This window comes from Shewanella khirikhana (assembly GCF_003957745.1).
Classification (GTDB): domain Bacteria; phylum Pseudomonadota; class Gammaproteobacteria; order Enterobacterales; family Shewanellaceae; genus Shewanella; species Shewanella khirikhana.
On record NZ_CP020373.1, the window covers coordinates 1,813,651 to 1,826,595 of the forward strand.

The 12,945-nt window shown below is 56.4% G+C and carries 7 protein-coding genes; all 7 read left to right on the plus strand.

The features are described 5' to 3' along the window. Nucleotides 1-69: 69 nt before the first annotated feature. The 7 genes from rmuC to recC all read left to right on the plus strand — a co-directional run bounded on the left by rmuC (nucleotide 70) and on the right by recC (nucleotide 12,944). On the plus strand, nucleotides 70-1,620 hold the full coding sequence (rmuC, locus tag STH12_RS07890) for a DNA recombination protein RmuC (protein WP_126167043.1): 1,551 nt from the start codon (nucleotides 70-72) through the stop codon (nucleotides 1,618-1,620). A 30-nt stretch (nucleotides 1,621-1,650) separates the two neighbouring features. Continuing rightward, nucleotides 1,651-3,555, plus strand: a complete 1,905-nt coding sequence (locus tag STH12_RS07895; RefSeq protein WP_126167044.1) for a transglycosylase SLT domain-containing protein — start codon at nucleotides 1,651-1,653, stop codon at nucleotides 3,553-3,555. Nucleotides 3,556-3,725: 170 nt separating this feature from the next. Further along, the gene (locus tag STH12_RS07900; protein WP_126167045.1) at nucleotides 3,726-4,478 is read left to right on the plus strand and encodes an EAL domain-containing protein; all 753 of its coding nucleotides are present in this window, start codon (nucleotides 3,726-3,728) and stop codon (nucleotides 4,476-4,478) included. A gap of 510 nt (nucleotides 4,479-4,988) precedes the next feature. After that, nucleotides 4,989-5,918 (plus strand): AAA family ATPase, encoded by a 930-nt coding sequence (locus STH12_RS07905; protein WP_126167046.1) that lies wholly within the window; start codon nucleotides 4,989-4,991, stop codon nucleotides 5,916-5,918. Between the two features lie 3 nt (nucleotides 5,919-5,921). Further along, nucleotides 5,922-7,004, plus strand: a complete 1,083-nt coding sequence (locus tag STH12_RS07910; protein WP_126167047.1) for a DUF58 domain-containing protein — start codon at nucleotides 5,922-5,924, stop codon at nucleotides 7,002-7,004. Continuing rightward, nucleotides 7,001-9,037, plus strand: coding sequence for a transglutaminase TgpA family protein (locus STH12_RS07915; protein WP_237158790.1), 2,037 nt, complete (start codon nucleotides 7,001-7,003; stop codon nucleotides 9,035-9,037). The genes STH12_RS07910 and STH12_RS07915 overlap by 4 nt, the downstream gene beginning before the upstream one ends. A gap of 340 nt (nucleotides 9,038-9,377) precedes the next feature. Next, nucleotides 9,378-12,944, plus strand: coding sequence for an exodeoxyribonuclease V subunit gamma (recC, locus tag STH12_RS07920; RefSeq protein WP_126167048.1), 3,567 nt, complete (start codon nucleotides 9,378-9,380; stop codon nucleotides 12,942-12,944). The last annotated feature ends 1 nt before the right edge of the window (nucleotide 12,945 follow it).

The following is a 12,945-nucleotide window of genomic DNA, read 5'->3' on the forward strand; positions in this document are numbered from 1 at the left end:
CTTTAGACCCTTGAAGGGGGTAATCGCCCATGCCAAGCTTAGCGCCATCGGACCCGATTTAGGAACGCCATGACCCCGCTTGAGCTTTTTTCCGTTCCCCAGTGGATTGCCATCGCCGCCATTGCCTGCCTCTTTTTGATGATTGGCGCCCTGGGAAATCAAATTCTTACCCGCAGACGTTGGGACAGCCTGGATGCCATGCGTCAAAGCCAGCATCAAGCCGCCATCGATACCCTGGAAACCCAGCTTGAAGAAGCCAAGGTTCAGCTCGATGACAAAGAAGACAGAGTTAATTTTCTCCAAAGCCGCCTAGAAGACGTCAGCCAGCGTTTGGGGGAAGCCAATGCCAAGGCCAGCCGCTTACCAACCCTTGAGCAAAACCTGGCCGACAGTGGTCGCCAGCTCATGGAAGCCCGGCTCGAAACCGCCAAAGCCCAGGCCATGCAGCAGAGTCTCAGTGCCAAATTCGAGGTTGAACGTAAAAGCTTTGAAGAGAAACTGGCGCTGCTAGAAGAAGCCGAAGAGCGGCTTAAGTTGCAATTTGAAAATCTTGCCAACAAAATTTTTGAACAAAGAGCTGAACAGTTAAAAGGCCAGAATTTACTGCAACTCGATACCGTTATCGGACCATTAAAGCAGCAGATTGACGGATTCAGAAAGCAAGTCAGTGAATCCTATTCAATCGAGCAGGCCGAGCGCAGCACCCTTAAGCATCAGCTTGAACAACTGGCGGCGCTTAACCTGCGCATGAGTCAGGATGCCATTAACCTCACCAACGCACTTAAGGGTGACAATAAGCAACAGGGCAACTGGGGCGAAGTGATTCTGGAACGGGTGCTGACAGAAAGCGGCCTGCGTGAAGGCCACGAATACCACACCCAGCAGGAGCTCAAATCCGACAACGGTCAGAAGTTCAAACCCGACGTGGTGGTTCACCTGCCCGGCGACAAAGACGTGGTGATAGACGCCAAGATGTCCCTCACCGCCTATGAGCGCTACTTCAATACAACTGACGAGCTTGAACGCCAGGGCGCACTCAAAGAGCATGTACAATCGGTACGAAACCATATCAAGCTTTTGTCTCAAAAGGATTATCACAAGCTCCATGGCCTGAAAACCCTCGACTACGTACTGATGTTTATTCCAGTGGAGCCCGCCTTTTTGCTGGCGCTGGAGCAAGACCCGTCCCTCGTGGGTTTTGCCCTTGAGCACAACATCATGCTGGCCAGCCCCACTAACCTGTTGGTGGCGCTGCGCACCATCCACAATATCTGGCGTTACGAGTACCAAAATCAGCACGCCCAGCAGATTGCCAATGCCGCTGGCCGCATTTACGACAAGCTGTGCAACTACGTGGATGAAATGGAAAAACTGGGCCGCTCGCTCGAGACGGCACAAAAAAGCTATCAGTCCGCCATGGGGAAACTTGCATCCGGGCGCGGCAACCTTATTCGTCAGGCACACCAGATGCACAAACTAGGGGTGCAAAGCAGCAAGCAGCTCGATAAACAGCTGCTGGACAAGGCGCTGGATGAGACCCTCGACGATTTGGAAGACGAGCTGACCGAGTCACCCGTGCAGGAAAGCGCCGCTTCGGCGCCCCGGTTGCAACCCAATTAGAGACATCAGGATCACGGAGGATTATTCCCCATGCTGAAGCAGTTTTACGGCATTTGTCTCAGCTCTCTGGTGCTGTTTTCGGCCACCGCCAAGGCAGACATTCAGGAGCAACGTCGCCAGTTTGTAGAGGCTGAAAAGGCCCTGCGCGCGGGCGATAACAGCACATTCAAGCGCCTTCGCAAGCAGTTGGATGACTATCCGCTGACAGTGTATCTGGACTTCAACACCAACATGGATGAACTGGTAAAAGCCCCAGGAAAACAGGCGCTTAAAGCTTTAGGCGAATTTGAAAATACCCCGCTGCTGGGCAGCGCCCGCTATCGCTACTTGAAAACCGCTGGCGCCGCGGGCCGTTGGGGCGATTTTCTTACCCTGAGCCCCGATGCTCCCCGCGATACCGTGCTGCAGTGCTACTTCTATCAGGCCAAAATCGTCACAGGTGCCACCAGCGAAGGCTACGATGGCGCCCGCAGACTCTGGCTTGATGGCCGCTCCCGTCCGGAAGAGTGCGATCCCCTTTTCAACCTGTGGACCAAGGCGGGCTATCGCACCCAGGAAATGATTTGGAGCCGGATGTTCCTTGCCTTCGAGGCCCGTGAAGGCAAATTGCTGAACTATCTTGCCCAGAAGGTCACCAATCATCCCAAGGAAGCGCAAAAGTTACTGGCACTCTATAAAGACCCTCGTAACTTGCGCCATACCGAGCGCTATCGCGCCAAGGCCCCTGTGATGGCCGAAATGGTGGAGCTCGCGCTTAAGTCTTTGGCCCGTAAAGATCTTGAAGAAGCCGTAGCCTTAATGGCTAAGTATGAAAAGGCCGGCCGCTTCAGTAAGACCCAGGCAAAGGAGCTGCATGCGTATCTCGTGCGCCGGGCACTGATCCGTCAGGAGGAGTCGCTGCAGGCATATTGCGATAAACACCTCCCCGCCCTGGCCTCCGACGATTTAACCGAGATGCGGCTTCGCTGGGCCCTGCGTGATAACGACAAAGACGCCTTCAGCCGCTTTTTGCCGCTGCTGAGCGCTGACACCGCTGGCAAAGACCGTTGGCAGTACTGGCAAACCCTGTTCGGGCAGGACGCAGACGCCATTGCCAACGCCAAGGCAAGCCTGCTGGCGGACCGCAGCTTTTACGGTTTTGCGCTCGCCGACCGGCAAAAAAGCGCCCCAAGTCTGAACCACACCCCTGCTGCAACCGGCTTTGATCTGCCAAGCCTGAAAAGCGATAAGGGCTTTGCCCGCATGCAGGAGTTTTTGGCATTGGATCGCCCCAAACAGGCCCGCAGTGAATGGCTGCAGCTTTTGGGCCGCGGTGACGATAAGCGCAAAGCCGAGTATGGCCGCTGGGCCGAATCCAAAGGTTTGTACGCGCTGGCGGTAGACGCCTCTATTCAGGGCAAGTTTTGGGATGATCTGTCGATGCGCTTCCCCAATGCCGAAGACGAGGGGTTCAGCAAGGCAGCCAAGGCCCATAAGCTCAATAAAGAGGAGCTTAGAGCCATTGCCCGCCGCGAAAGTGCCTTTAACCCTGCGGCGGTATCTGGCGTGGGCGCCCGCGGCCTGATGCAACTGATGCCCGCCACCGCCAAGCAAACCGCTAAAAAGCAAGGGCTTAAGTACAAGGGTGAAGCGGGACTCTATGAACCTGCCTACAACATTCGCCTTGGCAGCGCCTATTACGCTTCCCTGCTTGAGCGTTACAACAACAACCGGGTGTTGGCCACGGCGGCGTATAATGCAGGCCCCTCGCGGGTCGATGCCTGGCTTGCCCGCACGCAGGGAAAGCTGGACGTGATGGCCTTTATCGAGTCCATCCCCTTTAGGGAAACCCGTGAATATGTGCAGGCGGTATTCAGCTACCGGTTGATTTATGAGCACAGAAAAGGCGAGCCCACACCACTCTTTACCGATGCGGAGCTGAACTTCAGTTATTAAAGCGGCAATCGCGAAGTCACTTTCCATCTCAGACAGGGAGCCAGGCGGCTCCCTGTTCAGTTTTAGCGCAATCAACGCGCCTCAAACCGTAAAACTTTTGTCTTGGGTTGCGCCATCGTCATTAATGATAATAATTACCATTCCAAACTCTGCAACTTTTGTTGATTTCCATGAGCTCTCCCGCAACTGCCCTGATGTTGGGCTGTGAATTTCAGCCGCTTGTCTGTCTGCAAACCGGCAAGCCCAGAGGCTATGAAGCCCTGGCTCGTTTTTATACCAAGGATGGCTCATCCATAGCGCCCAATCGGGTGTTTGACTGCCTGCACGCCTGCCCGGCCGCGCTGGCCGAAACCGAATTTGCCGCCAAGCGGCTGCAACTTTCACTGGCGCCAAAAGGGGCGCCGCTGTTTGTTAATCTCGACCCTCATAGCCTGACTCCAGAGCTTCAGGGGGCGCTGCTGCCCATGCTGCAGGCGCGGGGCGAGTTGGTGGTTGAGCTGATTGAGAACACCTGCATCAGTGATGCGCTAATGGCATTATCGCTGCAATCCTCGTTACAGGCGGCGGGAGTTGCGGTTGCGCTGGATGACATTGGCGCCCCCCATGCCATGCTGTCGCTGGAGCTGCTGTCTCGGGTGGACTGGATAAAGTTCGACCGCCACTGGCTAAACCGGCTGCATATTGGCCCCGAGCGTAAGCTACTCGAGTCGCTGGTCGGCTACGCCCACAGCACAGGTAAGTTCACCGTTATCGAAGGCATTGAAACCGAGCAGCAGCGACAAGCGGTAGCTGATATTGGTTTTACCCTGGCACAAGGCTTCCTTTTTCAGGCCCAATTCATAAAACCCGTGGTAAAAGAATTACTTTCGGATAAAGTGATCAGGCTTCTGGCTGACCTCGCCCAGGAACAAACCAGCCGGTAAGCACCAGGCGAGCGCCAAATCGCCAAGCTCAAAGCGACAAGCACGCCAAGCTCTAGGGAATGTGCGAACAAGTCGTCGCACAGCTCTGGCTTTGATAGCAGCGACAGTTCAAGGCATTCAACTGAGGGCATGCTGAGGCCTGCTGAAGTTGAATAACGCCGAAATGGTGTTGCTATCAAAGCCCCGCAGGGCGTGGCTTACAGCGGTATCTGCTGCGTTACAGCTCTTGCGAAGGACTAGGGCCATTCGCTGCGAACTGTGCCTTGCATCTATCCACTTTAAGCACACGCAGAACAAGCACGGGACTTATTCGCACCTTCCCTAGGCAAACAAGTGCCAGGGCACATTTGCCACCACGGCTGCTGCCAAGCTGGAATGACCGGCCAAAATTGCGCATAGTTAAAATTGCGCATAGTTATAGTTAATGCAAGGCTCAAACGGGTTAGCGTGCACACTCATCCCGATATAAGAGTGCACACTCATCCCGTTATTAAGGATTGAAGGAATCACATGCAGGATAATACCGCCGCCAAGAACGCCACCGAGCTTGAAAACCTCATCGCGCAACTCGAACGGGTACTGCTTGGTAAGTCCCGGCAGATCCGCCTGGCACTGGCCTGCGTGTTGGCAAGGGGCCACCTGCTTATCGAAGACTTGCCCGGCATGGGCAAAACCAGTCTCAGTCAGGCCATGGCCAAAAGCCTGGGGCTGTCTTATCAGCGCATCCAGTTCACCAGTGATATGCTGCCCGCCGATATTCTTGGGGTGTCGATTTACGATAAGTCACTCAATCAATTTGTGTTTCATCCAGGTCCGCTGTTCAAACAAATGGTACTGGCCGATGAAATCAACCGCGCCAGCCCCAAAACCCAAAGTGCGCTGCTGGAAGCCATGGCCGAAGGTCAAACCACGGTGGATGGCAACACCCATTCGCTGCCAAAACCCTTTTTTGTGATTGCCACTCAAAACCCCACCGATCAATCGGGCACTTTCCCCCTGCCGGAGTCCCAGCTCGACCGCTTTATGATGCGGATTTCCCTGGGCTACCCCAGCCGTGAAGCCGAGCTGGCTATGCTCAAAGGCAAAGGCGAAGATCCTGCCGGCAGCCTGCCACAGTGTGTCAGCCCAATGGGGCTGATGCAGCTGCAGGCCGAGGTCGATAAGGTGAGTGCATCCGATGCCGTGCTTGGATACCTGCTGGCACTGGTGGAAGAAACCCGTGCTCAGGGCGAAGGCTATGGTCTGTCCCCCCGGGCAACCAAGGCACTGCTGGCCAGTGCCAAGGCCTGGGCCTTCCTCGCCGGACGGCAATTTTTGGTGCCGGAAGATATTCAGGCTGTGTTTGTGTGCGTGGCGCAGCATCGCCTCAGAAGCAGCAGTCTGCATCAGGGCGAAAGCCTGGCGCAGCGTATTCTTGCCAGTGTTAACCCTATCCGTTAACCCATGGCAAAACCTCTCGCACGGCGCCTGGAGCCCTTTTTAGCCAAACGGTTGCCGCCCTCAACCGAACAAACCTTAAGTCACAAAGGCATTTTCATTTTGCCCAGCGGCTTTGGTCTGGCGTGGCTGGTGCTGACCTTACTGCTGTATTTGCTCGGCACCAATTATCAGAACAACCTGATATTGGCTATTTCTCTGCTGCTGACCAGTCTGTTTGTTACCTGCATGATTTACAGCTACCGCAATCTGGAAGGGGTTACCCTCAAGCGGCGACCGCTGCCCCCCATCTACGCCGGTGAAACCCTGGCGATGCCGCTGTCGGTCAGTGCCGCGCGCGATGTGCATCAGCTGGCGCTGGCCTATCCCGGGGTCACGCCCGTGTATCTGTCGGTGTTTGATGAAGATGCCTCAGTGCTGGTGCCTGTGCCAACCGAAAAACGGGGGCTGCTAAACCCCGGACGACTCAAAGTCGAATCCCGCTTTCCCCTTGGCCTGATGCGCACCTGGACCTGGGTTGACCTCGCCATCGAACATCCGGTATTTGCCAGCCATCAAGAAGGCAAGATGCCGCCCTTTGCCCACGCAGAAGCTGGCAGTGAAAACGAGGCCGGGTTGCTGGTTACCGGCATGGATGAATATCAGGGGCTCAGAACCTACATCCCGGGTGAGTCTCTTAAGCAGGTTGCCTGGAAACAACTTGCCCAGGGCCGGGGGATGCTCTCCAAGGATTTTGCCCGTCCACAGGGCGCACCCGAGTGGCTGGCATTGGACTCCCTGAAAGAAGGCACACTTGAAGAGAAGCTGTCGTTGCTGTCCTTTTGGGTGGATGAGCTTGCCGCGCGCCAGCAAGTGTATGGCCTTATCCTCCCCGGGGTGGAAATTCCGCCCGGCAGCGGAGAGCCCCACCGCCTGGCCTGCCAGACCGCCATGGCCACCTTCGATGCGCCTTATCGGCGTGAGTATCTCACGCAGGGGCAACAAGCTGATAAGCAAAAGCCAGCAAATGGCAACACCCAGGCCCAACCCCCCCCCCATACCAGGGCGGCTGATAACAAAGCAGTCGAAAATAAAGAGGCCGCATCATGATGTGGGCCAAACGTGCCGAAGAAATCATTGCCCGCAGCACCCTGTTTTGGCTGCTGCTGACCCACTTAGCCCTGGTCATCCCCCTTGCCGACAAAACCACGCCCTGGTCACTTGGGATCAGCGCTATCTGTCTGGTGTGGCGCCTTGGGATTTTCTTTGGCAAGGTTGCCCGCCCGCCGCGCTGGCTGGTCACCGCCTTAGGCATTGCCTCCGCCATTACCCTGGCACTGGTTGGCAGCCAAATCGGCCTGCTTAACGCGCTGATGAACCTGCTGATTTTGGGTTATAGCCTGAAAACCATTGAAATCATCGATAAGCGCGATGTGCGCACCGTGATTTTGGTGGGTTACTTTTTGATAGCACTCAATCTTATCGACAGTCAGGGAATAGGTGCCGCGGCGCTGGCGCTGGCATTGGTGTGGCTCAATACCCAGGCGCTGCTGTCTTTATACCTTGGCCGCAGCAAGTCCGATTACCTGTCATTCAAACTGGTGGCGCAAAGCCTGCCACTGGCCCTGCTGCTGTTTTTGGTGCTGCCACGTCTGCCGCCACTGTGGATGGTGCCAAGCCTCAAATCCGCTACCACGGGGCTGTCTGATGAAGTGGGCTTTGGCGACATCAGCAAACTCACCCGCTCCGATGCGCTGGCATTCAGGGTCAAATTCGATGGCCCGCCCCCGGCAAACCCTGAGCTTTACTGGCGCGCCCTGGTGCTGGAAGACTACGATGGCAAACACTGGCGTCAGGACGATGGCATCAAGCTTTGGGAACGTGAAGCCTATATGCTTGGCAACAGCCGTGATAAGCCCGCCGCAGCGCAGGCCTTAAGCTATGAAGTGATAGCTGAGCCCAGTGGTCAGCGCTGGCTGTTCGGCCTCGATGTGGCCTTCTCCGCCAGCAGCGGCGTATTTAACCTGCCCGATTATCGTCTGCTGGCCCAGCGCAAGCTCGATGGCCGTTTCCAGTACCGCGCAGAAGCATACCGTACGCCCATGGACGCAAACCTGTCCGAGCCAGTGCGACGGCTTAATCTGACACTGCCGCCAAACAGCAACCCACGAACCCGCGAACTTGCCAGGGCAATCTGGCAACAACATCCCTCTGCCGACGCGTTTTTAAATCAGCTAATGCGCCGCTTCAGTGAGGAGGCGTATTTTTATACCCTTTCGCCCCCGCCGGTTGGCAGCGCGCAAATCGATGACTTTTTATTCGACAATAAACAGGGTTTTTGTGTGCACTATGCATCTGCCCTGACCTTTATGGCGCGCGCGGCAGGCATTCCGGCACGGATGGTAACCGGCTACCAGGGCGGCGAGTTCAATCCAAATGGCGGATATGTGAGTGTCTATCAGTACATGGCCCACGCCTGGAGCGAGGTCTGGCTCGATGGCAAAGGCTGGGTGCGACTCGACCCCACCTCCATGATAGCCTCGTCGCGAATTTTGGATGGCTTTGATGCCGCCTTTAACTCAGACGAAAGCTACCTTGCCAACAACCAGTTCAGCCCCCACAGGGTCAAAGACATCCCCTGGCTTAACGAGCTTAGAATGCGCCTTGCCAGCATCGACTATTACTGGAGTGTCTGGGTGCTCGGCTTTGATAACGAGCGCCGTGAAGGCATGCTGAATCAATTACTTGGCAGCGTAAACCGCTCCCGCTTGATTGCCTTTGTGATTTCAGTTGCAGCGCTTATTATGCTGCTGCTCGCCTGGCAGGCTGGCATTTTACGACTGCCGCAAAAATGCCCCGCCCCTATCAAGGGCTTTTTGCTGGTTGAGCGCGCCTTAACTTATATCGCCCTGCCACGGGCTCCCGGCGAAGGCCCTATCGATTACAGCCAGCGCGCTGCCATGGCGCTGCCTGGGATGCAAACTGCCATCAATCACTGGATAGGCCGTTTTACGGCACTGCGCTATCAGAATACCGGCCACAACAAAGATAACGGCAAAAGCGCCGAGAAGCAGTTTGTACGTCAAAGCCGCCGTCTCGCCCGGGCGATCCGTAAGCAAGGCACAGTGACTCAGAGCTCTTAGGCGCTAAAGCCTTAACACGCTCAGGGCTTAAAACGCTCACGGCTTTAAAACGCTGCCCAGCGCAAAAATCCTGCTCTAAGCATCAACGGTTGAACCCAAGGCGGTTGAACCGGCTAAGTAGGTCTCATACAATCATTTTTTACTTACGGACGATAAGACCTAGCGTTTGCGGCCTTGACGTGGCAGTCGGCTTATTTTGGCCACTCTTTGCAGCTTTTTCGGGCAGTGAATGCAATGAAAACCGCCCTAATCGACATGTCCGTCAAGTCTTAGCATTGCAGCGGGAAAGCCTTGGCATTGGCGCGGGAAAGACGCCGTGCAACCAGATAGAAGGGAAAGCATGTTCACACTCGTTCAATCCAACCAGATGGAACGCCTCGCCGCGCGGCTGGCCAAAGAGTTGACCCACAGCTGCGCCAATGTGCTTTCCCCAGAGCATATTCTGGTGCAAAGCCCCGGCATGGCCACCTGGCTCAGACTTGAGATTGCCGCCCACAACGGCATTGCCGGCGCACTTGAATTTCCGCTGCCATCCAACTTTATCTGGTCGCTGTGCTACGCCCTCATTCCCGGGGTTCCCAAGGAAAACGCTTTTACCAAGGAGGCCATGACCTGGAAACTGATGGCCTTGCTGCCACGGCTGGTCGATGCGCCCCATTTTGAGCCCTTGAAAGACTATCTCACCCAGGATTCTGCGTTAAAGCTGTTCCAGCTGGCCGGGCGTATTGCGGATATATTCGATCAGTATCTGGTGTACCGTCCGGACTGGATCCTTGCGTGGGAGCAACACATAGATGCAGCGCCGCAGCAGCCGCTGTTTTCGCTGGACAACTACGACAAAAACTACGACAAAAACTACGACAAAGACGCGCCACTGACCATCAATCCCTTTGCCAATCAAACCGAGGTAGCCGATAACTGCCGCTGGCAACCCATCCTCTGGCGCGCCCTGGTCCAATATAATCGTGACGAGCTTGGCCACAGTCATTGGCACAGGGCCAACCTGCACGCCGAGCTTGTCAGTGCGCTGAGAAATCCGGCCACCTCGCTGCATGCCCTGCCTTCCAGATTGTTTGTGTTTGGTATTTCATCACTGCCACCGCAAACGCTTGAGGTACTGCATGCCCTTGGCTGTCGCATTCCGGTAACCATGTTAAGCCTCAGCCCCTGTCGCCAATATTGGGGCGATATTCTCGACCCACGGCAACGTGCCAGGCTTGCGCTTAAGTACAGCGAAGACAAGATGCTGCCCGCTCACTGGGAAGATACCCTGGAGGTCGGCAACCCGCTGTTGGCGGCAAACGGCAAAATGGGCCGTGAACTGCTCGATTTGGTGTTCAGTTTGCCGGAAACGCATCTCGAAATAGACGACAGCGAATATCAGGCGCCTGAACCACATACTCTGCTTGGCAGATTGCAGGCCGATATCCTCGATATGCAGGTTGCCGGTAGCCCACTTTGCGCCACCCTCGAGCGGTACCAGCAGCAGGAAGGCAAACTGCCACTTGCGCCCGGCGACAACAGCCTGTGCCTTCGAAGCTGCCACAGCCCACTTCGGGAAGTAGAAACCCTGCACGACCATCTGCTTGCCATGTTAAGCGGTGCCAATGGCTCGCTCGCGCCTCGGGATATCGTGGTGATGCTGCCGGATGTGGCAGCTTATGCACCCTTTATCGATGCGGTATTCGCCTCCAAACGCAGCGAGCATTACATTCCTTATGCCATTGCCGACCGGGGCGCCGCGCAGGAATCCCCCATTATTCATGCGTTTCTAACCCTGCTGGATATCACCGACAGCCGCTTTGGTCTGACGGAAATCTTAAGTCTGCTGGAAGTGCCGGCGGTGATGTCCCGCTTTGGTCTTGATGAAGAGGAGCTGGCACGGCTTACCGACTGGCTGGAGCAAGCCGGTGTGCGTTGGGGGCGGGATGCCAAAAGCCGCGAGGCGCTGGGGCTGCCAGCCTTTGATAAACACTCATGGGCCTTTGGGATCAGGCGGATTTTACTCGGGTACGCCCTGGGTGATGAGGCCGATTTTTATCAGGGAACCTTACCGTTTTCCGGCATTGAAGGTCAGCAGGCCCAATGCGTCGGTAAGCTGCTCGATTTTATTGAAGTGCTGGATAATTTCAGCCACGACTTTGGCGATGCCGCGAGCCTGGAGGCCAAGTTCGAGCTGCTGTTTACCCTGCTCGGTACCCTGTTCGACGCCGATGAATCCAGCCTGGATGATATCAGCCAGATCCGCGATACCCTCAATCAAACCAAAGAGATGCTGTTGCAAGCAGGAGAGTTGGACAGCCTGCCACTTGATGTCTTTCAGGCGCACCTTGGCAGCAAACTCACCGAGTCCCGGGTCGGCCAGCGTTTCCTGGCAGGCTCAGTTAATTTCTGCACCCTGATGCCCATGCGCTCCATCCCGTTCAAGCTGGTGTGCCTGCTGGGAATGAACGATGGCGTCTACCCACGGGTGCAGCACCCGGTGGGCTTCGATCTGATGGCGCGAACCGGTGCCAGACGGGGCGATCGTTCCCGCAGGCTCGATGACAGATACCTGTTTTTGGAAGCACTTTTGTCAGCACGCAGCCAACTTTATATCAGCTTTGTCGGTCGCAGCGAGCGGGACGACAGCGAGCGGACGCCGTCTATGCTGGTCAGTGAGCTGCTGGACTGCTGTGAGCTCAGCGCCTTTATTCCCGGCGCCGCGGATGCCAGTCTGGCCCCAAGGCTTATTCAGCAGCAGCCACTGCAACCCTTTGATGTTAAGCTGTTTCAACAGGAAGATACGTCTGATGCAGCGACACTGACCACCAGCTTTGCCGCCCAGTGGTGCCCCGCCAATGTGCTCGCCCCCAGGCCCTTTATCGACGGCCCCCTGAGCGAAGCCGAACAGCACGGCGACAAAAACACTGAAGACAGCGACGATAAAACCCTGGATATCGCCTCCTTGATTCGTTTTTTCCGCGATCCGGTGAAGTTTTTCTGCCAGCGGCGCTTAAGACTCGATCTATCACTGCGACTCGATGCCCTTGAAGATGCCGAGCCCTTTGAGCTCAATGCCCTCGAGCGTTATCAGCTGCAGCTGCAGATGCTGGAAACCGCGCTCGCGGTTGAACCCAGCCTCGAGCCCGGCACCCTGGATGCGCTGGGCGAGCGCCTCGGTGGTCAGGGGCTGATGCCCATGGCGCCTTTCGATAGCCTGATGTTCAGAGGTTATTGTCGCGATCTGGCGCCGCTCCTCGAGCGAAGCCGATTTTTGATGGGCGATGTGGCTGGCGAAACCCTGAGCCTCAATCTGCTGCTGGATAGCGGTATCACCCTCACCGGAACGCTGGAGCAGGTTTACCCCAAGGGGCTGCTTGTCACCCGCCCAGGCAGCGCCAAACCAAAGGATTTTCTTGCCCTTTACCTGCGGCATCTGTGTCTTTGCGCTGCAAATCGCAGCGGCTTCAGCTTCCTTCTGGATGTGGGCCACTTCCACGCCATGGCCCCTTTGGATGCCAGTGCGGCCCTGGCCAGATTAAACGCGCTTTACGGTATCTATGAGGCCGCCCAGCAGCAACCATCCACGCTGGTGCCAGCCATGGCCATGGCGGCCGCCGAAGCCCTTGCCGAAGGCGATACCGACATCAGCAGTCTGGAAGCGCGCCTTAAAGAGGTGTGGCAAGACGGCAACGGCCTTGGTGAAGCCAATGAGCCCCACCAGCAACGCCTGCTGCGCTTCCCGGAGGACTTTATCAGTGACGACTTTGTGCAGCGTGCCGCCGACCTGTGGCTGCCACTGCTGGCGCTGTGTCACAGCGGCAAACTCGGTGAGCTTGGCGACTTTATCGCATCCCCTGCATCAGTAGCGCCCCGATACCAACCCACCCGCGCCCCGGGCGAGCAGCCGAGCACTGGAGAGTAAT

Coding starts and splice junctions, on each gene's coding strand:
- recC (WP_126167048.1), top strand. CDS start 9,378: ATGTTCACACTCGTTCAATCCAACCAGATGGAACGCCTCGCCGCGCGG.
- STH12_RS07915 (WP_237158790.1), top strand. CDS start 7,001: ATGATGTGGGCCAAACGTGCCGAAGAAATCATTGCCCGCAGCACCCTG.
- STH12_RS07895 (WP_126167044.1), top strand. CDS start 1,651: ATGCTGAAGCAGTTTTACGGCATTTGTCTCAGCTCTCTGGTGCTGTTT.
- rmuC (WP_126167043.1), top strand. CDS start 70: ATGACCCCGCTTGAGCTTTTTTCCGTTCCCCAGTGGATTGCCATCGCC.
- STH12_RS07905 (WP_126167046.1), top strand. CDS start 4,989: ATGCAGGATAATACCGCCGCCAAGAACGCCACCGAGCTTGAAAACCTC.
- STH12_RS07910 (WP_126167047.1), top strand. CDS start 5,922: ATGGCAAAACCTCTCGCACGGCGCCTGGAGCCCTTTTTAGCCAAACGG.
- STH12_RS07900 (WP_126167045.1), top strand. CDS start 3,726: ATGAGCTCTCCCGCAACTGCCCTGATGTTGGGCTGTGAATTTCAGCCG.